17 protein-coding genes and 1 pseudogene are annotated in these 21,671 nt (G+C 65.1%); 4 read left to right on the forward strand and 14 right to left on the reverse strand.

The window, feature by feature from the left end; genetic code table 11:
* Positions 1 to 4 precede the first annotated feature (4 nt).
* Together BMON_RS05350 and BMON_RS05355 are read left to right on the forward strand one after the other, a co-directional pair.
* Positions 5 to 659 (forward strand): annotated as a pseudogene (locus tag BMON_RS05350) (HAD family hydrolase).
* An 87-nt stretch (positions 660 to 746) separates the two neighbouring features.
* Positions 747 to 1,670 carry a LysR family transcriptional regulator gene (locus tag BMON_RS05355; protein ID WP_033512142.1) on the forward strand — a complete coding sequence of 308 codons (924 nt, stop codon included), beginning with the start codon at positions 747 to 749 and terminating at the stop codon, positions 1,668 to 1,670.
* On the opposite strand, the gene pyrE is transcribed toward BMON_RS05355, so the two are convergent.
* The 10 genes from pyrE to BMON_RS05405 form a co-directional block, all read right to left on the reverse strand.
* Positions 1,667 to 2,377, reverse strand: a complete 711-nt coding sequence (gene pyrE / locus BMON_RS05360) for an orotate phosphoribosyltransferase (RefSeq protein ID WP_033512143.1) — start codon at positions 2,375 to 2,377, stop codon at positions 1,667 to 1,669. The two genes, BMON_RS05355 and pyrE, sit on opposite strands and share 4 nt — an antisense overlap.
* A 161-nt stretch (positions 2,378 to 2,538) precedes the next feature.
* The gene (gene pyrF, locus BMON_RS05365; RefSeq protein ID WP_033512145.1) at positions 2,539 to 3,534 is read right to left on the reverse strand and encodes an orotidine-5'-phosphate decarboxylase; all 996 of its coding nucleotides are present in this window, start codon (positions 3,532 to 3,534) and stop codon (positions 2,539 to 2,541) included.
* Between the two features lies 1 nt (position 3,535).
* A complete protein-coding gene (locus BMON_RS05370; protein WP_033512146.1) occupies positions 3,536 to 4,987 on the reverse strand; it encodes a dihydroorotase in 1,452 nt (483 codons plus the stop codon).
* Position 4,988: 1 nt separating this feature from the next.
* Positions 4,989 to 5,408 (reverse strand): aspartate carbamoyltransferase regulatory subunit, encoded by a 420-nt coding sequence (locus BMON_RS05375; protein ID WP_033512147.1) that lies wholly within the window; start codon positions 5,406 to 5,408, stop codon positions 4,989 to 4,991.
* Positions 5,408 to 6,415, reverse strand: coding sequence for an aspartate carbamoyltransferase (gene pyrB / locus BMON_RS05380; RefSeq protein ID WP_033512149.1), 1,008 nt, complete (start codon positions 6,413 to 6,415; stop codon positions 5,408 to 5,410). Before pyrB ends, BMON_RS05375 begins: the two co-directional genes overlap by 1 nt.
* A 55-nt stretch (positions 6,416 to 6,470) precedes the next feature.
* A complete protein-coding gene (locus tag BMON_RS05385) occupies positions 6,471 to 9,602 on the reverse strand; it encodes a bifunctional [glutamine synthetase] adenylyltransferase/[glutamine synthetase]-adenylyl-L-tyrosine phosphorylase (protein WP_033512150.1) in 3,132 nt (1,043 codons plus the stop codon).
* Between the two features lie 23 nt (positions 9,603 to 9,625).
* Positions 9,626 to 9,925, reverse strand: coding sequence for a hypothetical protein (locus BMON_RS10395; protein WP_237745347.1), 300 nt, complete (start codon positions 9,923 to 9,925; stop codon positions 9,626 to 9,628).
* 88 nt (positions 9,926 to 10,013) lie between these two features.
* Positions 10,014 to 11,237 (reverse strand): multiple monosaccharide ABC transporter permease, encoded by a 1,224-nt coding sequence (gene mmsB, locus BMON_RS05395; RefSeq protein WP_033512151.1) that lies wholly within the window; start codon positions 11,235 to 11,237, stop codon positions 10,014 to 10,016.
* Entirely contained in the window at positions 11,234 to 12,787 is a 1,554-nt protein-coding gene (locus BMON_RS05400) for a sugar ABC transporter ATP-binding protein (RefSeq protein ID WP_033512153.1), read from the reverse strand. Before BMON_RS05400 ends, mmsB begins: the two co-directional genes overlap by 4 nt.
* Positions 12,788 to 12,860: 73 nt before the next feature.
* On the reverse strand, positions 12,861 to 14,024 hold the full coding sequence (locus tag BMON_RS05405) for a substrate-binding domain-containing protein (RefSeq protein ID WP_033512286.1): 1,164 nt from the start codon (positions 14,022 to 14,024) through the stop codon (positions 12,861 to 12,863).
* Between the two features lie 210 nt (positions 14,025 to 14,234).
* Between BMON_RS05405 and BMON_RS05410 the strand changes: the two genes are divergently transcribed.
* Both BMON_RS05410 and BMON_RS05415 read left to right on the forward strand, forming a co-directional pair.
* Entirely contained in the window at positions 14,235 to 15,413 is a 1,179-nt protein-coding gene (locus BMON_RS05410) for an ROK family transcriptional regulator (protein ID WP_033512287.1), read from the forward strand.
* Positions 15,414 to 15,446: 33 nt separating this feature from the next.
* Complete coding sequence (locus BMON_RS05415; protein WP_051917924.1) at positions 15,447 to 16,322, forward strand: ATP-binding cassette domain-containing protein; 876 nt, start codon at positions 15,447 to 15,449, stop codon at positions 16,320 to 16,322.
* A gap of 41 nt (positions 16,323 to 16,363) precedes the next feature.
* On the opposite strand, the gene metF is transcribed toward BMON_RS05415, so the two are convergent.
* The 4 genes from metF to BMON_RS05435 form a co-directional block, all read right to left on the reverse strand.
* Positions 16,364 to 17,227 (reverse strand): methylenetetrahydrofolate reductase [NAD(P)H], encoded by an 864-nt coding sequence (gene metF / locus BMON_RS05420; RefSeq protein ID WP_033512155.1) that lies wholly within the window; start codon positions 17,225 to 17,227, stop codon positions 16,364 to 16,366.
* Positions 17,227 to 19,536, reverse strand: a complete 2,310-nt coding sequence (metE, locus tag BMON_RS05425; protein WP_033512157.1) for a 5-methyltetrahydropteroyltriglutamate--homocysteine S-methyltransferase — start codon at positions 19,534 to 19,536, stop codon at positions 17,227 to 17,229. The genes metF and metE overlap by 1 nt, the downstream gene beginning before the upstream one ends.
* A 217-nt stretch (positions 19,537 to 19,753) precedes the next feature.
* The gene (locus tag BMON_RS05430) at positions 19,754 to 20,305 is read right to left on the reverse strand and encodes a SixA phosphatase family protein (protein ID WP_033512158.1); all 552 of its coding nucleotides are present in this window, start codon (positions 20,303 to 20,305) and stop codon (positions 19,754 to 19,756) included.
* A 143-nt stretch (positions 20,306 to 20,448) separates the two neighbouring features.
* The gene (locus BMON_RS05435; RefSeq protein ID WP_051917918.1) at positions 20,449 to 21,660 is read right to left on the reverse strand and encodes a tRNA (adenine-N1)-methyltransferase; all 1,212 of its coding nucleotides are present in this window, start codon (positions 21,658 to 21,660) and stop codon (positions 20,449 to 20,451) included.
* Positions 21,661 to 21,671 lie beyond the last annotated feature (11 nt).

Here is a 21,671-nt window from a genome sequence, read left to right on the forward strand (position 1 = left end):
ACGCATGACCGATACCCCCGCATCCCCCCGCTGCACCGACGTCGTCTTCGATTTCTGCGGCGTGCTCATCGACTGGCAATGCGCCGCGTGCCTGCGGGGTCACCTGCCCGATGCCCTCGTCGAGCGCATCTGCGCCGATGACGACCCGTACGGTTTCTTCCATTATGAGGACCTCATGGACCGCGGACAGGACTTCGCCGACGTGCTCGCCCGGTACCGTGATGAATTCGGCGACGACATGGCGCGCATCTTCGACTACTACATCCGCCATTACGGGGATGCCCTGCCCCGTCTCGTCCCGGGAATGCGCGGGCTGCTCGAGGACCTGCACGCCGCAGGCACCGGCGTGTGGGGCCTGACGAACTGGTCCCACGAAACATTCCCCCGTGGCCTACGAGCGGTTTCCCAGGCTTGCCGAACTGCTCGACGGCGTCGTCGTGTCGGGCGTGGAGAAGATGCACAAGCCCAATGCGGACATCTACGAGCTGACGCTGCGGCGTTTCGGACTGGACGCGGCGCGATGCCTGTTCTTCGACGACACGGCGGCCAACGTCGAAGGGGCCCGGGCGATCGGCATGCCGGCGAGCAGGTTCACCGACGCCCAGTCGGCACGTGAGGAACTCGTATCCCTTGGCGCCCTGCCCGCGCATCGCGCCTGATCATCTGTTCGGCTCCGAACGCGCGACCCTGGACGAACCCGGACGAACCCAGACGACCGGTAGTCCACGACTGCTATACATGACGATATGACCCTGCTGCAGCTGAAATACATTGTCAAGATCGTGGAGTGCGGCTCCATGAACGAGGCGTCGCACGAACTGTACGTCTCCCAGCCCGCGTTGAGCTCCGCCGTCAAGGAACTGGAGAACGAGCTCAGCATCGAGATCTTCACCCGTTCGTCGCAGGGCATCACCCTCACCGTCGACGGCGCCGAATTCCTCACCTACGCACGCCAGGTCCTCGACCAGGCGGCGCTGCTCGAGGAACGGTACCGGAACGCCACGCCCCGCAAGCAGTTGTGCAGCGTGTCGACGCAGCACTACATGTTCGCCGTGGAAGCCTTCGTCGAGATGATCGACGACGCGCATGCCGACGAGTATGAATTCACCATCAGGGAGACGCGCACCAGGGACATCATCAACCAGGTGTCCTCGATGCTCGCCGACGTCGGCATCATCTACCTGTCCGACTTCAACCGGGACGTCATCGGCAAACTGCTGCGCGAGAAGCATCTCGAGTTCCATCCGCTGTTCCGCGCCCCGCTGCACGTCTTCATCTCACGCGACAACCCCCTCGCCTCACGGGCCAAGGTGACCATGGAGGATCTGCGCCCGTATCCCTTCATCCAGTACGAGCAGGGCGAGGAGGGCAGTTTCTATTTCGCCGAGGAGGCCGTCTGGCCCGACAACCCGCCCAAGCGGATCAACGTCACGGATCGGGCGACGATCCTCAACTTCATCATCGGCCTCAACGGCTACACGGTGTGCACGGGCATCGACAACGGCGACCTCAACAATGAGCGTATCGTCACCGTGCCGCTCGACAGCGACGAGACCATGCTGGTGGGATGGCTCACCAACGAGCGCGCCCGGTTGACCCGTGCGGCGCAGGCCTATCTCGACAAGCTCGCCACTGTGGTCGCCTCGCACGGCTACGAGCTCATCCGCTAGTTCCGGGACGCGCCGTATTCGTCGAGGTAGCGTGCGGCTCGCTCGTGGGTGTCGTGGTCGATGAGCGTGTCGCCGCGGGCGTCGGTCATATGCGCCGCCGCGGCCAGGATCTCGCGCATGGTGGCGATGGCCAGGACGGGGAAACCGAATTCGTGCGCGATCGCGTCGACGGCGGAGACGTCGCCCTCACCGGACCGTTCCATCCGATCCACCGCGAGCACCAGCCCGACGATCTCCACGTCGGCGCAGGCGCGGATCTTGGGCACGACCTCCCGCACGGCGGTGCCCGCCGTCATGACGTCGTCGACGAGCAGGACCTTCATGCCGTCCTTCAACGGCGTCCCCACGAGGATGCCGCCATCACCGTGGTCCTTGACCTCCTTGCGGTCGAAGGTGTAGCCCACCCCGACGCTGTGCAGCGAGGTCAACGCGATCGTCGTCGAGACCGCGATCGGTATGCCCTTGTAGGCCGGTCCGAACACGGTGTCGATGTCGCGCGGCAGGATGCCGGCCCGGATGGCGTCCACGATCTTCTCGGCGTAGAAGGCGCCCAGCGTGCTGATCGTGATGCCGTCGTCGAACGCGCCCGCGTTGATGAAGTAGGGCGAACGCCTGCCGGATTTGAGGGTGAAATCCCCGAAGCGCAGCGCTTGGGCATGCAGCAGGAATGAGGTGAAACGTTCGTCCAACGGTTCTTGGTTGGTCATGGGGTGATGATGCTCCTTGGGTTGTGGTCATGACGGTGGCGGCCATAACGATGGTGTTCATGACGATGGTGTTCAGGTGGTAATGGTGGTCGTCATGCAGTGGGGTTCAGCGTGGTGGGCGGGGCGGAAGGACGATCGATCGGACCGCCGCCGATCCTCGACTAGCGCGACGAGGCCTGGTCCAGTGCGTCACGCATGTCGATGGCGGCCCGTCGCGCCGAATGGGCCACGAGCTCCAGGGCGTCGTCCTGTCCCATCGAGGCTTGTCGTTCGGGTGCGGATCGCCAGGCGCCGATGATGCCGCGTGACGAACTGATGACCGCACCGCGGCCTTCGGCGTCGAACATGCCCGCCACGTCGTCGGTGGTGCCGCCTTGCGCCCCGTATCCGGGAACGAGCAGCATCGTGTGCGGCATGGACCGTCGCAGCGCGGCGGCGTCGGCTCCGAAGGTCGCCCCGAACACCCCGCCCACGCGGCTGTATCCGTACGCCCCTTCCGTGCCGCGGCCCCATGTCTCGACGAGGCCGGCGACGTGTTCGTATAGCCGGCCGCCGGAACCCAGTTCAAGCTCCTGCAGGTCCACGCTCGAGGGATTCGAGGTGTGCACGAGGACGAAGAGGTCCTTGTCGCAGGCGTCGGCGGCTTCGACGAATGGCGCGATGCCATCGACGCCCAAATATGGGTTGACGGTGATGGCGTCCTCCCGCCAGGGATCGTAGCGGTTCGGAACGGATGCCGTGTCCTGACGCGTCCCCGGCAGGGCGGGGACGCCGCTGAGATGATGGGCGTACGCCGCGGCGGTCGAGCCGATGTCGCCGCGCTTCACATCCCCGACCACATACAGGCCCCGTTCGTGCGCGTAGTCGCAGGTCATGGCGTAGGCGTCCACGCCGGCCGGTCCCAATGCCTCGTACATCGCGATCTGTGGTTTCACCGCGGGTACGATATCGCAGACGGCATCGATGAGCACCTGGTTGAAGACGACGTAGGCCATGGCCAGTTGCACGGCGTCGATCTCCCGTTCGTCCTCGACGGTGTCGGCCACCTCGTCATGCAACGAGGCGATGACCGGTTCGGGGACGAGCTGCGGCGTCGGGTCCAGTCCGACCACGCTGGGGTTGTGCATGCGTTCGATCGCGTCGATGAGACGGTCCATATCAGGCTCCTTGGCGGCGGGTTCGGGGAATGCGGCTGAAGACCAGTCGGGAATCCATGATCGTGGCGACCGGCAGTCCGCTCACATGCCATCCGCCGAAGGGTGTGTTGCGGGCCATGGAATGGAAGCGTTCCGGATCGATCGTCCATCGCTGCCCGGGGCAGAGCACGACCAGGTTGGCGCCCTGCGGATTCCGTGCGTCGACGCTGAGGTCACTCAGGCCGCCAAGGTCCACGACGCGCGACGGCCCGTGCGCCTGCGCCGCGAGGGCGTGGACGTCCGTGGGGGCGTGCCCCATGAATCGCGTCGGTGCGACCGCCATGAGTTCGATGAGTCGGCGCTCGTCGATGATCCCCCCGTCGACCAGGACGCTGTTGCAGACCGCATACGCGGTCTCCAACCCGATGATGCCGTTGGGGGCCTCGAGGAAGGTCCCCTGCTTCTCGAGGGTCGTGTGGGGGGCGTGGTCGGTGGCGAGCATGTCCACGGTGCCGTCGGCGATGGCCCTCAGCGTGGCCTCGCGATCGCCGCGGGAACGCAGCGGCGGGTTCATCTTCGCCAACGTGCCGTAGCGCGCCACATCCTCGTCGCACAAGGCGAGGTAGTGCGGTGCGGTCTCGCAGGTGATGGGCAGTCCCTCGCGCTTCGCCCCGCGCACCGCGTCGAAGGCCTTGGCGGTGCTCACGTGTTGGAAGTGGATGGGCGTGCCCGTGCGGCGCGCCGCATCGATGTCCCGTTCGACGATGGTCAGTTCGGTGGAGGCGGGGATGCCGGGCAACCCGAGTTTCCGGTTGACGCTCCCCTCGTTCATCACGCCGGCCTCATGGTGCTCGCAGTGCTCGAGCAACCTCAGATGGGCGCCTCTGGCATGGGCGAGCGCCGCGTCGAGCACGGTGTCGCTGACGGCCGAGCCGTCGTCGCTCATGGCCGTCACGGGATGTCGCGAGCCTTGGTGCTCGGCCTCGCCGCCCACCAGGTACCGGCTCCAGTCGCGAGGATCCGAGGGGCGTTCCCCCGCCCGGTCGGCCGAGGCGCAGACGCTCAGATCGTAGTGGACGGGCAGGTCGAGCCCGTGGATGGTCTCGTAGTGTTGCAGATAGTCGATGGCGTCGCGAGCCCCGGCGTCGAGCACCTCGTCGGCACCGGTTTCGCCGCGGCGCGCGGGGGCCCCGTCGAGTGCCGGCAGGGTGTTGGGCATGACGAGCGCCTGAGTGTATCCGCCGGAAGCCGCCGCTCGTGCCCCGGAGATCATCGATTCCTTGCGCGTCTGCCCGGGGTCGCGGAAATGGACGTGGGGATCGGCCAGGCCGGGTGCGAGGATGTAGCCTTCGGCGTCGATGTCCCCATCGGTCAGGGCGTCCTCGTCGTGCAGGCAGGGTCCGTCGGCGTCGGGTATGCGCAGGTCGATGGTCCGGTCCTCGTCCCAGAGCCGCACGCCATGAAGGGTGGGCATCTCAGATCTTCGCCTTCTCGTCGCAGTAGTCGCACCTGAACTCGGGCGGGTCCCGTCGGGCGAGGTGGAACATCTGGTCCAGTCCGGGTTCGCTGGTCGTCACGCATCGCGGGTTCCCGCAGGTAATGACGTTCACGATGTGCTCGGGCAGCGTGGGGGTGATCTTGTCCACGATGCGCCCGCCGCGCACCACGTCGATGGTGGCCTGTCCGGCGACGAAGCCGAGCACGTCGACGTTCACGGGGTGCCGCGTCTCGATCTTGATGATGTCCTTGGAGCCGAACCGGTCGCTCGTGGTGTTCATGATCAACGCCAGACGGGTGTCCGTCGGATCGATCCGCAGATACTCCAGGACCTTGAGCGACTGGCCAGCCGGGACGTGGTCGATGATGATGCCGTTGTTGATGCTCGTCACTTCCATCAGACGCGCACCTCCTTCGCTTCGAGGGGTTCGTAGCCGGGCAGGGCATCGCCCACCACGGCGCTTTCCAGGGCCATGCGCATGAGCATGCCGTTCTTGACCTGTTCGAAATAGGCGGCCCGGGGATCACGGTCGACCTCCGCCGCGATCTCGTTGACGCGGGGCAGCGGGTGCATGACGGCCATGTGGGGTTTGGACAGCCGCAGCTTGTCCTCGTCGAGGATGTAGGTATCGCGTAGCCGCAGGTAATCGTCCTCGTTGAAGAACCGTTCCTTCTGCACGCGTGTCATGTACAGCACGTCGAGGTCGCCGATCGCGGCGGTCAGATCGTCGACTTCGGTGTAGGAGCAGGTCGGGTTGGCGTCGATGCGGTCGAGCACATACCGCGGCGTGCGCAGTTCCGGGGGACTGATGAGCACGAAGCGCACATGGCCGAATCGGCACAGCGTCTCGATGAGCGAATGCACCGTACGGCCGAAGGTCAGGTCACCGCACAGACCGATGGTCAGGTCCGTGATCCTGCCGAATCGGGATTCCAGGGTCGCCAGGTCGGCGAGGGTCTGGGTGGGGTGCATGTGCCCGCCGTCCCCGGCGTTGATGACCGGTACGGTGGCGGCGCGGGAGGCGACCAGCGCGGCGCCCTCCTTGGGATGGCGGATGGCGACGACGTCGACGTAGTTCGAGACGGTCTTGAGGGTGTCCGAGATCGATTCGCCCTTGCTCACCGAGGAGAGCTGCGCGCCGGCGAAACCGATCACCTGCCCGCCCAATCGCAGCATGGCGGTCTCGAAGCTCAGCCGGGTCCTGGTGCTGGGCTCATAAAACAAAGTGGCCAGCACCCTGCCATCGCAGATGTGGGCCACTGTGGAACGGTGCGCATCGATGTATTGCGCCTGATGGAGCAATTCAAGGATCTGACCGGTCGATACGTCATCCAGCGTGACGACGCTGGAACCGATAAGATCGGATAACGGGGATCCTGATGGGGAGGGATGTACAACGGGCAACGGCTCACCTTTCTCTGCACACGAATAAGGCGGCCACCTGACGTGACCTCGCCAATCATACCCTTGGCCGCGACCATGTGCGCCCCGCATCGCCGTAGAACAGCCGTTCGACCACCTCGCGGCACTGCCGCATCACCGCCAGCAGGTCATTGTCGAAATACTGGCCACGGTGCGCCGGATACCCCAGATAGACGGCCACGCCGCCGAGCGACTCCAGGTCGTCGGGGATGATGTCGGCCGTCGACGGCCTGCCGCTCCACAGGTAGTTGCCGTTGCGGGCTGCCGTGCACATCCGCCATGCCCGGCGCAGGACGTCCGCGTCGGCGTGGTCGACCAGGTCGAGGGATTCGAGTTGCGCCAAGGCCGGCAGCGTCGAGGTGACCCGCAATTCGGGGTGTCGACCGGCATGGCACAATTGCAGGGACTGCACGGCCCATTCGACGTCCGACAGCCCTCCCCTGCCCAGCTTCAGATGGCGCTCGCGCCGCACGCCTCTCGGCAGTCGTTCCGCCTCCATACGGGCCTTGAGCCTGCGTATCTCGCCGATCTCGACATCGCCGGGAGGGGTGTCGGGATAGCGCAACGGATCGGCGATGCGCTCCAGGAAGTCGGTGGCCAGAACGCCGTCGCCCGCGGCGTGTCGCGCCCGCAGCAGGGCCTGGTGCTCCCAGGTGCTGGCCCAGTGGGCGTAATACTCCTCGCAGGAGGCATAGGAGCGCACCAACGGCCCGTTGCGGCCCTCCGGCCGCAGATCGAGATCCAATTCGAGACGTGGTTCGAGGGTGGAAGGGCCTTGCAGGACGGCCCGCAGCTGGTCGACGACGCTTTGGGCGAAGCGGTTGGCGTGTTCCTCATCGACGCCGTCCGCCCGTCGGTAGATGACGATGGCGTCGGCGTCGGAGCTGAAGTTCACCTCCGCTCCCCCGTACCGGCCCAGAGCCAGCACCGCCAGTGTCGCATGGGCGTCGGTTGCTCCATGCGCCCGGCATGATGCGCGGATGGACCATGCGAGCGCGCTGTCAATGAGCGCGTCGTAGACGTCGGTCATGGCATGCAGGCAGGTGTCGTCATCCATTGTCCGGTTGGCCCAGGCCAGGCCGATGCGTTCGATCTCCCGCCGCCGCATGGCCCGCAGCGATGTCGCGAACCCGGTGAGGTCCTCGGCGTACCGTGCATTCGTCGCCCGGCACTGCACGTCGAGGCTGTGCCGGCTTCGTGCCCGGAGCATGGCGTCGTCGCTGAGCCAGCCCACCGATTCCACCGATTTGGTCAGGGCGTCCCCCAGGTAGCGTGAATTCGACAGGACGTGGCACAACCGGCGTGCGGCCATCGGGGAATCGCGCAGCAGACCGAGATAGGGGCTGCCTTCGCCGAATCGTTCCTCGAGCCGTCGCCAGTGCAGCAGACCCATGTCGGGATTCTGCCCATGGCCCAGCCATTGCAGGACGGAGGGCAGCAGGATCCGGTTGATCCTCGACGCTCGCGACACGCCGACGCTCAACGCCCTGACGTGGCGGATGGCCGCATCGGGGTCGGCGAATCCGATGGCGGCGAACCGGTCGCGCATGGCCGACTCGCTGAGTTGGACCTGATCGTCGTCCAACTGGGCGTTGATGGGCAGCATGGGACGGTAGTAGATGTCCATGTGCAGGCGACGCACCTCGTTGAGCACGTCGTGGAACCGGGCGACCAGCTGGTCGGGCCGCATGTCGAAGGCCCTGGCCAGACGTCGCAGTTCGGGGTTCCGGCCAAGTTCGAGGGCCGTGCGCTCCCGGCCGCGCGACGGAGAATCCTGATCGTGAGCGGCGATGTCGGGGAACAGATGCGTGCGTTTGAGCCCCCACATCTGCTGGCGGTGTTCGATGACGCGTTCGAACCGGTAGTCGAGGGCCAGTCGGGCCGCCTGGTTGCGGGAGATGTATCCGCCCTGGGACAGCACGCGCAGTCCGGTGAGCGTATCGCTGCAGCGCAGGTTCGTATCGGTCCTGCCGTGAACCAGCTGCAGCATCTGCACGGTGAACTCGACGTCGCGCAGTCCGCCTTTGCCCAGCTTGACCTCCCTGTCGCGCAGGGGCGCGGGGATGAGGTCCTCGACCCGACGGCGCATCTGCTGGCAGTCGTTGACAAAATTCTCGCGATGCGAGGCCGACCACACCAACGGCCTGGTCATGGTCATGTATGTGGCGCCGATCTCGGCGTCGCCGGCCGCCGGGCGGGCCTTGAGCAATGCCTGGAACTCCCAGTTCTGGGCCCAACGGTCGTAGTATTCCCGGTGGGCGTCGAGGCGTCGCACCAGGGGGCCGTCCTTGCCTTCGGGTCTCAAGCCCCCGTCGATCTGCCACAGGGTGGGCTCCCCCACGCCCGCGATCGCCGATTGGCAGACGCGTTGCATGGTCGTGGCCAGGACGGTGCCCACGCGTGTCAGTCGGCCGAGTTCGTTCTCGTCCTCGGGGTTGGCCGGTTCCACCACGTAGATAAGGTCCACGTCGGAGACGTAATTGAGCTCCCGGGCCCCCAGCTTGCCCATCGCGATGACGGTGAACCGGCAGCCATCGTCGTACTCGACCTCATGCCGGGCGATGGCGAGCGCCCCCTCGAGTGCGCAGTCGGCGAGGTCGGAGAGCTTGCCGCTGATCTCCGGCTGCGCGCCCATCGGGTCGGCGTGGGTGAGGTCCTCGGCCATGATGGCGGCGAGCTGGGTGTAGTAGCAGCGGCGCAGCGACGAGGTCGCCTGTGCCAATGGCTGGGTGGATCGCGGCATGGGGTCGTCCGGATTCGCGCCGATGGCCGCGAGCATGCAGCGGCGCCTTGCTCCCCGGTCATAGGCGCCGGTGGCCAGGGGGTCGAACGTCGCGGCGGTCACCAGATCGGGTCTGCTGCGCATGAGGGTGCCCATGGCTTCGGATCCGCCCAGCACCGCGATGAGACGGTTCATGGCTCTGCCGTCGGACAGTGCCGGCATCAGGTCGTCGCCGTCCCGGTGCCAGGCACCAACGAGCGTCACGAGCGTATGCAGGGCCGTGTTCGGGTCGCAGGCGTGCGACAAGGCGTTGAGCAGGGGGTGGATCCGTACCGCGTCCAAACCCGAGTCGACCAGGGAGTCCATGGCGGCAACGGTGTCGTCCATATCCTCGAGGCCCGCGTGAATGATGTCGTGCATCGTGAGTGCGAAGTTCGGGGAGGCCATGAGACCACGATACACGATGCCGGTCAGGGGCGGATGCCGGGCTGGTGCGCGGGGGCCGTGTCGTTGCCGTCCTGATCCGGGGCCTGTCCGACCTGCCGGTCGGGCCGGTCGGCGGCATCGTCGTGGTTCCAGTCGCTCACGGCGCGATACGCCGTGTATCCGATGACGATGAGCAGGCTGAGCGAGAAGACGATCGTCGTCCAGTGCCAGAGCGATCCGTCGGCGTTCGACTGCATGGTCGATTGGACGAGCCATACGACGCAGGCCACCGCGGTGACCGCGTAGAGTCGGGCCCGGACCCGTGTGGAGAGTTCCATGTTCATGGTGTGCGACCTCCTGTGCAGGGGTAATGATGCGGATGGGCCGATGCCGGGCCCGGGGGCGCGGCATCGGCCGTGATTGGTGTGTGGGTCAGCTCTTCTTGCGCTTGGACATGATGTCCACCGCGACGGCCAGCAGGAGCACCAGGCCCTTGATGGTCTTGACCACGGCGGTGTCCACGCCCATGATGGAGAGTCCCTGGTTGATGATGCCCATCACGAACGCACCGACGACGGCGCCGGGGATGGTGCCGATGCCGCCGGTGACTGCGGTGCCGCCGATGAAGCAGGAGGCGATGGCGTCCATCTCGAACTCCATGCCGGCCTGGGCGGTCGCCGAGGCGAGTCGCGAGAGCATGCAGATGGCGGCGATGGCGGACAGCAGCCCCATGTGCACGAACAGGGTGAAGTCGACGCGCTTGGTGTTGATGCCCGAGAGGATGGCGGCCTTGCGGTTGCCTCCCACGGCGTAGACGTGACGACCGAACACGGTGTTCGTAAGGATGAAGTTGTAGGCCACGACCAGGAGGGCCACGATGACGAGCATGATCGGAATGCCGCCCTGATCCTCGTTGCCGGATGAGGCCAGCAGGTAGGTGACAAAGGCGATGACCACGGAGATGATGACGATCTTGAGGATCGTGAGGTTCATCGGCTCCGCCACAAGCCCGACTTTTTCGACCCGCTTGCGCTTGGACAGCTGGCTCCACGCGTATCCGGCGATGCACAGCACGCCCACCACCAGAGTCAACGCGTCGAACGGTCCCCAGAAGCCGAGGATGTTCGGCAGGTAGTTCCTGGCGATGCCGCGGAAGTCGTTGGAGGTGATCGGCACCGATTCGCCGACGATGACGGTGGCCAGACCGCGGAAGATGAGCATGCCCGCCAGGGTGGTGATGAAGCCCGGGATGCCCACATAGGCGACCCAGAAGCCCTGCCAGACGCCGACGAGGAGGCCGACGACCAGCGACAGGCCGATGGCCAGCATCCAGTTCATGCCCTGCCGTTCCATCAGCAGGGCGCATACGCCGCCGATGAACGCCACCAGCGAGCCGACGGAGAGATCGATATGCGTGGCGATGATGACCATCACCATGCCGATCGCCAGGATGATGACGTAGGCGTTCTGCTGGATGAGCGAGACGAAGCTGTTCGGCTTGAGCAGCACCCCCTTGGTCAGTATCTCGAAGACGATGACGATGACGAGCAGCGCGGCCACGATGCCGTACTGCCTCGCGTTGTTGGCCACGGTGGCCAACAGGCCGGCCTCCTTGGCGCCCTTCTTGGCCGAAGCCGTTGCGGTCGAGCTGTTCATGCTGCCACTTCCTTTTCCTTGGTCATACCCTTCATCAGGTACTCCTGGGTGAACCCTTGCTGCTCTACATTGTCGGTGACGACGCCCTGGCTGACCGTGTAGATGCGGTCGCAGATGCCGATGAGCTCGGGAAGTTCGGAGGATATCACGAGGATCGCCTTGCCCTGATCGGCGAGCCGATCGATGATCTCATAGATCTCGTACTTCGCGCCCACGTCGATGCCACGTGTCGGCTCGTCGAGGATGAGGATGTCGGGATCCGAGATCACCCATTTCGCGAGGACCACCTTCTGCTGGTTGCCGCCCGACAGTTTGCCGACGTTGACGTCGATGTCCGGCGCCTTGATGTTGAAATTCCTGCGGTACTCCTCCACCTGCTTGCGCTCGAGGTTGTCGTCCATGACGCCGTGCCTGCTCAGATGGCCCAGCGAGGCCATCGAGGCGTTCTCCCTGATGTTCTGCAGGAGGTTGAGGCCGTAGATCTTGCGATCCTCCGTGGCGTAGGCGAGGCCGGCGTTGATCGCCGACCGGACGTCGTGCAGATCCATGGCCTTGCCCTTGACGAACACCTCGCCGGAGATGTTCGAACCGTAGGAATGGCCGAACACGCTCATCGCCAGCTCCGTGCGCCCGGCGCCCATGAGACCCGCAAGTCCCACGATCTCGCCCGCATGCACGGTAATGTTGGCGTGGTCGACGACGATGCGCTCGTTGTCGAGCGGGTGGTGGACCGTCCAGTCCTTGATCCTCAGGAACTCGGCGCCGCCGGTATTCGTCCGGTGCGTCGGATAGAGATTCGTCAGGGACCGGCCGACCATCTTGCGGATCAGCTCGTTCTGGTCCATCGGGGTCTCGGGGGTGACGAACATCTCCCCCACCGTCGATCCGTCGCGGATGATGGTCACGTTGTCGGCGACGGCCGCGACCTCGTTGAGCTTGTGCGTGATGAGGATGGAGGTCACGCCCTGCTCGTCGCGCAGCTGGCGCACGAGATTGAGCAGGTGGGCCGAATCCTCGTCGTTCAGGGCCGCCGTGGGCTCGTCGAGGATGAGCAGGCGCACGTTCTTCGACAGGGCCTTGGCGATCTCGACCAGCTGCTGCTTGCCGACGCCGATGTCCATGATCGCCGTGGAGGAATCCTCGTGCAGGCCCACGCGTTCGAGCAGCGCGTTGGCCTCGGAACGCGTGCGGTCCCAATCCACCACGCCGCCCTTCGCCCGCTCGTTGCCGATGAAGATGTTCTCGGCGATGGAGAGGAACGGACTGAGCGCGAGCTCCTGGTGGATGATGACGATCCCGTCGGCCTCGGAGTCGTTGATCGTCCGGTACCGGCATTCCTTGCCGTCGAAGCGGATGTCGCCCTGATAGCTGCCGTAGGGGTAGACGCCGGAGAGCACGTTCATGAGGGTGGACTTGCCCGCTCCGTTCTCCCCGCAGATCGCATGGATCTCCCCGCGCTGCACCGACAGGTTGACGTCGGTGAGCGCCTTGACCGGTCCGAAGGTCTTGGTGATGTGATCCATCGTGAGTATGGTGTCGTGTTCTGACATATCATCACTTCCCGTGTGGTCGCCGGATGCGGGGCTCGCCGTGGCGGCTCCGCATCCGGCGCAAGGCGGCGACCTAGTCGTTGCCCTTGGTGAGTTGGTCGAAACGTTCCTGCGTGATGTAATCCGCCTTCACGAGGTCGTCGAGGTTGTCCTTGGTGATGTTTTGCGGGTCCAGCAGTTTCGAGGGCACGTCGATCTGATCGTTGTTGAACTTGCCGTTGATGCCGGAGACCTTCTTGCCCTGGGCGATCTCGATGATCATCTCGTAGACGGCGTCGGCCAGCTTGTTCACGTCCTTGAACACCGTCTCGCCCTGCATGTCCTTGGCGATGTTCGACACCGCGAGCTCCATGGCGTCCTGTCCGGTGATCAGCGGCCAGGTGTCCGATCCGGGAACCATGTCGGGTCGCTTGGACTGGATGGCGTTGATGACGCCCTGACTGATGCCGTCGTAGGGGCTGAGGACGGCGTGCAGGCGCTCACCGTGCGCGTAGGTCGAATCGAGGATCGACTCCATGTCCTTTTGGGCCTGCTCGGCCTTCCATCCCTGCACGGAGATGCGCTGCCAGTCCTTCACGCCGAAGTCCTTCTTGACTCCACCGCCGTGGTTGGACGGGGAGACCAGCACCCCGGACTCGAAGTAGGGCTTGAGCAGATCCCAGGCGCCCTTGAAGAAGTACTTGGCGTTATTGTCATCGGGGGAACCGGTGAACAGCTCGATGTTGAACGGGCCTTTGGCCCCCTTCTTCAGTCCGAGTTTGTCGATGATGTAATTGGCCTCCAGCACGCCGGTCTGTTCGAGCTGGAACGTGGCGTAGTAATCCACGGCCTTGGTGTTCATGATCAGGCGATCGTAGGCGATGACCTTGGCACCGGCGTCGCGGGCCTTCTCGACGGCGGGTCCCACGGCGGTGCCGTCCTTGGCGGCGACCACCACGATCTTCGCGTTCTTGTTGACCATGTTCTCAATGTCGGCGTTCTGCTGCGCCGGCTTGTCGTCGGCGAAGGAGAGCACGACCTTGTATCCGGCCGACTCGAGCTTCTTCTTCAGGTTGGCGCCGTCCTTGTTCCAGCGTTCCTCTGACTTCGTGGGCATCGACACGCCTATGGTGTCTCCCTTCTGGATCGTGGTGCCGCCGCCTTGCGCGGAGCTGCCGCCCCTGGATCCGCCGCAGGCGCCCAGGCCTATGGTCAGGGCCACCCCCGCGAGGGCTGCGACTGTCTTCTTCCACTGCATCTGATTCTCCTTCTTCATCGAGGGATTGCCGGGCTTCCGTGTCCGGCGGCGCTTCGTAACCGAAGCACAGGCACTATAGTACGGTATTGCGTTCACAAGTCAAATCCAAATATGCGAATACGGTCATTATGTGTTTGCATGGTGAATACAATCGCCGGCAACCTCACGGCACGCCGGTCCCAGTGCGTTCATCGGGTTATGCTGAGGGGCATGGGAAAACTGTTCGGTTCACAGACCGCGCTTCGGCAGGCGAACCGCGGGATGCTGCTCGAATGCATCCACCGCTCCGGCGCCATGACGCAGATCGAAATCGCGGAATCGACCGGGCTCTCCCCCGCCACGGTGTCCACATTGGTACGCCAGCTCGTCGATGAGGGCAAACTCGTCACCCAGAACACCATTCGCAACGGCCGTAGGGCCACACTGGCCGCGTTGGCCCGCAGGGAGGGCCTGGGCGTCGGGATTTCGATCGCGCGTCGCGAACTGCGTCTGCAGATCGTCGACTACGACAACGCGGTGCTCGCCGAGCACGTACTGCCCTTGGCCCGTAATCACAAGACGGACACGACCATGGAACGGGCGCTGGTGCTGGTCAACGAGACACTCAGTACCATGGGTGCTTCGGCGGACGAGGTCAAGGGCGTCGGCCTGGCGGTCTGCGCCCCCGTGGACCACCGTACCCAGACCATCGCGGTGCCGGGTATCCTGCCGGGATGGGACGGCGTGGATATCAGGCACCCGTTCGAGACCGCCTTCCATGTTCCCGTGATCGTCGACAACGACTCGAACCTCGCGGCGGTATGCGAAGGCGCCATCGGCGCCGCACAGGAGACTTCGGATTTTCTGTGCATTGGAACGAGCGATGGTGTGGGGGCCGGCATCATGGTCGGTGGACACCTCCTGCGCGGCGTGACCGGCCTGGCCGGCGAGATCGGGCACGTACAGGTCGATCCCCTGGGTAGCATCTGCAGCTGCGGCAACCGGGGGTGCCTCAACACGGTCGTCGACGAGCAACGGTTGGTATCCCTTCTGTCGGTGACCCACGGCGATATGAACCTCGACGATCTGGTGTCGTCGGCCTGTGATGGCGACCCCGGGTGCCGACGGGTCATCGCCGACGCGGCGGTCAGAATCGGCACCGTTGCGGCTGATCTGTGCATCGCCATAGACCCCGAGATCGTGGTGGTGTCCGGTGCGCTGTCCATGAGCGGCGAGATCTTCACCGAGCCGTTCCAGCAGGCGTTGCAACGCCTGCTGTTCCCCAACGCCCTCACGCCGATCCAGGTCTTCGCGGCCCGGTACCCGATGACGGGTCCGGCCGTGGGCGCGGCGATAGCGGCTTTGGAATATGCTGATACACGTCATAAGGATGCAGGTCGTGGACGATGATGCCATGACAGGCCTGGAGGATACGCGATGAATATGCGGGAGAAGACGCCGTTGCTGGAGTTGCGCGGCATCTCGATGCGCTTCGGGTTCGTCGATGCGCTCAAGTCGGTGGATCTCGTCATCGAGCCCGGCGAGGTGGTCTCCCTGGTCGGTGACAACGGGGCGGGCAAGTCGACGCTCGTCAAGATTCTTGGCGGGTTGCAGCAGCCCACATCCGGCGTCATGACATTCAGAGGCAGCACGGTGAAACTGTCGAGCGTACGTGACGCCGATGAGATGGGCATCGCCTCGGTGTTCCAAGGGCAGGAGTTCTGCGAGAACCTCAGCGTGGCCGCCAATATCTTCCTGGGCAAGGAGATCCGGCAGGCGCCCGGCATACGGGACGACACCACGATGATCGCCCGTGCGCGGGAGGTGCTTGGCGCCTTCGCCACCACGATCGGCACCGGGCAGCCCATCGCGGCGCTGTCCATCGGCCAGAGGCAGACGGTTGCGTTGGCGCGCACACTCCTGCATGATCCCGCCCTGGTCCTGTTGGACGAGCCGACGGCCTCGCTGTCCGTGATCCAGACCGCGGAGGTGCTGACTTACATCAAAAAACTGCGTTCCCAAGGTCGGTCGGTGATCATGGTGTGCCATGATCTGCCCGATGTCTTCGCCGTGTCGGACCGTATTGTCGTCCTGCGACACGGACGGATCAACGGCGTGCACCGTACCGCGCAGACCAGTTATGAACAGATCATCGCCGAAATCGCCGGCGTCGCCGAGGGAGGCGACATGCAGGACGATCTCGCTCGACGCATGAGGCGTGATGTGTCCGCCCGCCGCAGCGCGCTCATCAGTCGGCGTCGCGCCGATGGGGAGCGCATCGGCATCGCGGATGGGGAATCGGAACCGGTGACGGCTTAGTGCGCGCATCCGGCTTGGCGTCCGTCGTCGTCGGCATCGGTTCAGTCGATGGCGTTCGTGCCCGTGGCGAACAGTCCCCTGGTGTTGGCCCAGATGCGGCGGGTGATCGCCGGTCGGTTCATGGTGTACAGGTGGATGCCGTCGACGCCCTGAGCCACGAGATCCGTGATCTGCTGGGAGGCGTAGATGATGCCCGCCTCCCGCAGCGCCGACGGATCGTCGCCCCACCGTTCCAGAATCCTCGACAGCGACCGTGGCACGCGCGATGAGCAGAGGCGGACCATCCGCCCGACCTGCGCGGCATCGGTGACGGACATGATGCCCGCCTCAATGGGGACGGCGATGCCCGAGGCGCGGGCGATTTCAAGAAATGAGAGAAAATCGTCGTCATCGTAGAACAACTGCGAGATGAGGCGCTTGGCGCCCGCATCCACTTTGAGCTTCAGGGCCCCGATGTCATCCTTGCGGTTCTTCGATTGCGGGTGGCATTCGGGATAGCAGGCCCCGTAAATGGTCATGTCCGGGTGGGTGTCGGCGATGTACGCCGTCAGATCGCTCGCATGGGCGAAGACGTCCGTCGGAGGGCGATCGGGGTCGCGGTCCCCGCGCAGCGCCAACACGGCATGTACACCAGCCGCCTCGAACGCATCGAGCGTCTCATCGGCCTGGTTCCGATCGAGATACTGCGCCGTGAGATGGGCGACCACCGGTATGCGGTATTCGTCGTGGATGGTGCGGGCGATACGCAGCGTCGCGGTGCGGTCGGCGCTTCTGCCGGTGCCGTAGGTCACCGAGATGAAGTCCGGATCGACGTCCTCGAGGCCGTCGAGCGTGTCGTAGATCGTGCCGATCGGGGCGTGGCGTCGTGGAGGGAACACCTCCAGGGAGAATGCGGGCCTGTGCATCAGTGGCGTCCCAGGCGTGTGCGCACGGCGGCCGCGGCCTCGACCATATGCTCGAGGCTCGGCCAGGTCTCGGCCTCGGCCCGCGTTTTGAGCCCGCAATCGGGGTTGACCCACACCCGGTCGGGGTCCAGGGTGGCGACGATCCGGTCGAGGCGATCCTCGATCTCCCGTTCCGTGGGAATGCGGGGCGAGTGGATGTCGTAGACGCCCGGGCCCACTTCGGTGCGGAACCGGCTTTCACGCAGTGCGTCGAGCACGACCAGATCGCCACGTGAGGCCTCGAAGGAGATGACATCGGCATCCATGGCGTCGATATCCGCGATGATGTCGTTGAATTCCGAATAGCACATGTGGGTGTGGATCTGGGTGGTAGGGCCCACACCGGAATGTACGAGCCGGAAGGCCGGTATCGCCCAATCAAGGTATCCGGTGTGCCAGTCCGATCGTCGCAGCGGCAGCTTTTCGCGAAGGGCGGCCTCGTCGATCTGGATGATGCGGATACCCGCCCGTTCGAGGTCAAGGACCTCGTCGCGGATGGCGAGCGCCAATTGGGTGGCCTGCCGGGAACGGGGCACATCCTCGCGGGGCCACGACCAGTTGAGTATGGTCACCGGGCCGGTGAGCATGCCCTTGACCGGCCGGGTGGTGCGGCTCTGCGCGTAGGTGCTCCATCTCACGGTGATGGGCTCGCGCCGTGACACGTCACCCCAGATGATGGGCGGCTTGACGCAGCGGGTGCCGTAGGACTGGACCCAGGCCTGGGAGGTGAAGAGGAAGCCGTTGAGGTGTTGGCCGAAATACTCGACCATATCGTTGCGCTCGAACTCGCCGTGGACCAGGACATCGAGTCCGATGCGTTCCTGGTGGGCCACGACCTCATCGATGCGTCGGCGTATGGAGGCGTCGTAGGCCTCACGTGTGATCCGTCCGGCCCGCAGGTCGGCGCGTTCGGCGCGCACGGCCTTGGTCTGGGGGAAGGACCCGATGGTCGTCGTGGGCAGTACGGGCAGCCCGAGCGCCGCATGCTGGCGTATCCGGCGTTCATCGCGCCGCGGGGTGCGCACGAAGTCGTCGTCGGTGAGGGCATCGATACGGCGAGAGACCCCACGATCGGCGGTGACGCGGGTGCCGTCGAACAGGGCGCGATTGCCTTGATACCTGTCGTCCCCGTCCCGTTCGCTCACAGGCAGTCCGGCCAGAGAGGCGAGTTGGGTGAGTTCACCGAGCTTCTCCACCGCGAACGCGAAATGATCCAGGACCTTCGCCGGCAGTTCCCGCTCCCCCGCGGTGCTGTACGGCACGTGCAGGAACGAGCAGGCGCTCGACACGACCACGCGGTCGCTGATCGATGCGAGGTCGTCCAGCAGGGCGAGCGTGTCGGCATAGTCGTTGCGCCAGATGTTGCGGCCGCTCACCACCCCGGCGAAGATGGTGGTGTCCTGCGGTACGCCGTGACGTCGCAGCGCGGCGAGGTTGGCGTCGCGTCCCTCGCACAGGTCCAGGCCGATGCCGTCGAATCCCATGAGTCTCACGGTGTCGTAGATGTCCGCGATATGACCGAAGTAGGTGTTGAGTTCGATGCGCACCCCGTTAGTCCGGGCGAACAGGATCTTGGCGTACAGGCTCTTGAACAGCGAGGTGTCCTCGAGTGTTTTGTCGAAGACGAGCGCCGGTTCGTCGAATTGCAGCCAGCTCGCCCCCAGATCCGCGAAGGTCCGCACGATTTCGGCGTAGGCCGTGGCGATGGCATTGATGATGCCACGGTCGAGTTCGAGTTCCCGCACCTGGGGGTCCCGGGCGAGCTTGAGGAAGGTGTAGGGGCCGACGAGCACCGGTTTGGTGTGCACGCCGATCGCCTCGGCCTCTCGGTATTCATCGAAGGGCTTGGTTCCGGACAGGGCGATCTGGGTGTCCTCCCCGATCTCCGGGACGAGATAGTGGTAGTTCGTGGTGAACCACTTCTTCATCGGCAGCGCCTCGACGTCGCCACGCGGCCCCTGATAGCCTCGGCCCATGGCGAAGGCGAGGTCCTCCCCGTGGTCGAAGGCAAGGCGGTCGAAGCGTCTCGGAACGGCGCCCAGCAGCATGGCCGTGTCGAGCACCTGATCGTACAGGCTGAAATCATTGCTCGGAATCAGGTCGATGCCGGCGTCGGCCTGAAGCCGCCAATGGCGTTCGCGCAGGGACCGGGCCGTGGATCGCATCTCATCGAGTCCCAGGGAGCCCTTCCAATAGCCCTCGATGGCCCGTTTGAGCTCGCGGTGTTCACCGATTCGGGGAAATCCTGAAACGGAAGTAAGTGTCGGCATGCGTCCTCCAACCATGGTGATGTGGTGGGATTCAGCGTAGCAACTTTTGCTTGTTTCGAGGCATCAGTTCAGGCTGGGTGTCGTTATAACCTGCCGTTATACATGGTCGGGATGGTCGTGCCGGAGTGCGTGGTGTATCGGTGCGTGCCCTGTGGCGCCGCGGCCGATGCACGGTCGGATCGTCTCAACTCGGAATTGTCTCACCGCGGGTCGGGTGTCAGGGCAGGTGTTTGGGTTTGAGCACGGCGACGATGTGCGCCCCGTGTTCGCGCCAGGCGGCGATGGGCTCATCCGCACCCAGTATCACCACCGAGGCAGGAGACAACCCCAGGTTGAGTTCATCGAACGCGGGCTCCTCGGGATCGGCGATCCATTGGCAGGCCATCGATATCGTGGGTTCATGGCCGATGATCATGAGGGAATGGACCTTCGGTTTGGTCGTCGAGAGTTCGTCGAACACCGAGGAGAGCCCCTGATCGTACAGGTTGCGCCGGTAGTCGACGTGCGGGGCGTCGCCGAAGGTACGGAGCATGCGTTCCAGGGTGTGCTCGGCACGCCTGGCGCTTGAGCAGGCGATGCGGTCGGGCACAAGATCCATGCCCGCCAAGGCCCGTGCGATCGCCTTGGCCTGCTTGAGGCCCTTGTCGGTCAGTTCACGCTTGGCGTCCCCTCCGGCGTGAGAGGATTCCGTCTTCGCGTGGCGCATCATCAGCACCAGGTGCCCATATCGCCGCGCCCGTGCGGCCACGTCCTTCAGATCTATCGCCATGGCGTCATCCTCGCCTTCCCGGTGTCGCCGATTTCGCCGTCCCGCAGGTCACCCGTCGCATCCGCGCGACGGGAGGCCCCCAGGGCGACGGCACGCACGTCACCATCCATGCGGCGGCCGTTTTCCGGTTCGGTGATGCGTCGCTAGGCATGGTGTTCCGCATCGTTGGATGGCGCCTTGGTGGATGTGACATCGGTGGACGTCTCATCGTTGGATGTCGCAGCATGAGAACTCGAATCACGTACGGCCTGGTCATCATGATCCGTGGCATCGTGCAGCAAGGCGGTCTGCACATCCAGGTCGCGCAGGACCTTGCGCAGCTTGCGGTCCGAAATGTCCCTCAGTTCGAGCTCCGCCAGCCGGGCCGCGCGTTCCTCGGGCGTCAGCGCGTCGATGTCGCTGTGCACGTCTTTGGTGGCGCGTTCGTGGCGTTTGAGCGCGACGGTTCCCTCAGCCATCGCGCGGGAGACCACGAGGAAACCGGTGTGGCCGATCATCTGGTGGTCCGGCCTGACGGCGAGGCCCTCGGCCTTCCACGCGCGCTCGAGGGTTTCGCCGATCTCCGGTTCGGTCCACCGGCCGTCCTCGCGCAGCCGGTCGGTCAGGCGGACCATCTGCGTGGTGGTCGTCACATAGGCGATGAGCACGCCGCCCGGCCTGATGACCCGGTGCGCGGCTTCGAGTCGGTTCCACGGGTCGAGCATATCCAGCACGATCCGGTCGGCGTCGTGCGGCGGCAGGTCCGCGGCCACGCCGTCGAAGTCACCGGTGCGCAGGTCCCACCACGAGGGACGGACGCCGAAATACAGGGTGGCGTTCGCCTCGGCGACCCTGGCGAACTCCCCGCGCAGCTCGATGCTGGTCAGACGTCCCTCCGGACCGATGGCATCGAGCAGATTGAGACTCATCGCGCCCGATCCGGCGCCGGATTCCACCACGTGCATGCCGCGGCGAATGTCACCGAGCTGGATGACCTGGGCGATGTCCTTCGGATACATGATCTGGGCCCCGCGAGGCATGGACAGTACGTAGTCGGCCAGCCGGGGGCGCATGACGCAATACTGCCAGCCGCCGATCGCCCGTGTCGCTTTCCATGGCCTCTCGCGCGTTCCCGGATCGGTTGGCGATGGGTCGTCCGTCGCCGCCGCAGCGGACATATCGGTATCCTGCCGATGCAGGGCACGCACCGTGGTGACGACCGTGCCTTCGGTGGAGCCGATGACGTCGTCGTGGACGATGAGTCCGTGCTCGGTCTGGCTGACTCCGCCCTCGCGCAGCTGGTCGGTGATGCGTTTGCCCCGTCGATCCGTGAACTGCACCTTCTCGCCGGGTCGCAAAACACCCCGTCGCGCCATGGTATTCCCTT

The organism is Bifidobacterium mongoliense DSM 21395 (assembly GCF_000741285.1).
GTDB classification, from domain to species: domain Bacteria; phylum Actinomycetota; class Actinomycetes; order Actinomycetales; family Bifidobacteriaceae; genus Bifidobacterium; species Bifidobacterium mongoliense.

Coding starts and splice junctions, on each gene's coding strand:
- BMON_RS05435 (WP_051917918.1), bottom strand. CDS start 21,660: ATGGCGCGACGGGGTGTTTTGCGACCCGGCGAGAAGGTGCAGTTCACG.
- BMON_RS10395 (WP_237745347.1), bottom strand. CDS start 9,925: ATGAACATGGAACTCTCCACACGGGTCCGGGCCCGACTCTACGCGGTC.
- metF (WP_033512155.1), bottom strand. CDS start 17,227: ATGCACAGGCCCGCATTCTCCCTGGAGGTGTTCCCTCCACGACGCCAC.
- BMON_RS05375 (WP_033512147.1), bottom strand. CDS start 5,408: ATGGAAGTGACGAGCATCAACAACGGCATCATCATCGACCACGTCCCG.
- BMON_RS05355 (WP_033512142.1), top strand. CDS start 747: ATGACCCTGCTGCAGCTGAAATACATTGTCAAGATCGTGGAGTGCGGC.
- BMON_RS05430 (WP_033512158.1), bottom strand. CDS start 20,305: ATGGCGATAGATCTGAAGGACGTGGCCGCACGGGCGCGGCGATATGGG.
- BMON_RS05405 (WP_033512286.1), bottom strand. CDS start 14,024: ATGCAGTGGAAGAAGACAGTCGCAGCCCTCGCGGGGGTGGCCCTGACC.
- metE (WP_033512157.1), bottom strand. CDS start 19,536: ATGCCGACACTTACTTCCGTTTCAGGATTTCCCCGAATCGGTGAACAC.
- BMON_RS05370 (WP_033512146.1), bottom strand. CDS start 4,987: ATGCCCACCCTTCATGGCGTGCGGCTCTGGGACGAGGACCGGACCATC.
- BMON_RS05400 (WP_033512153.1), bottom strand. CDS start 12,787: ATGTCAGAACACGACACCATACTCACGATGGATCACATCACCAAGACC.
- BMON_RS05385 (WP_033512150.1), bottom strand. CDS start 9,602: ATGGCCTCCCCGAACTTCGCACTCACGATGCACGACATCATTCACGCG.
- BMON_RS05415 (WP_051917924.1), top strand. CDS start 15,447: ATGCGGGAGAAGACGCCGTTGCTGGAGTTGCGCGGCATCTCGATGCGC.
- BMON_RS05410 (WP_033512287.1), top strand. CDS start 14,235: ATGGGAAAACTGTTCGGTTCACAGACCGCGCTTCGGCAGGCGAACCGC.
- pyrE (WP_033512143.1), bottom strand. CDS start 2,377: ATGACCAACCAAGAACCGTTGGACGAACGTTTCACCTCATTCCTGCTG.
- pyrF (WP_033512145.1), bottom strand. CDS start 3,534: ATGGACCGTCTCATCGACGCGATCGAACGCATGCACAACCCCAGCGTG.
- mmsB (WP_033512151.1), bottom strand. CDS start 11,237: ATGAACAGCTCGACCGCAACGGCTTCGGCCAAGAAGGGCGCCAAGGAG.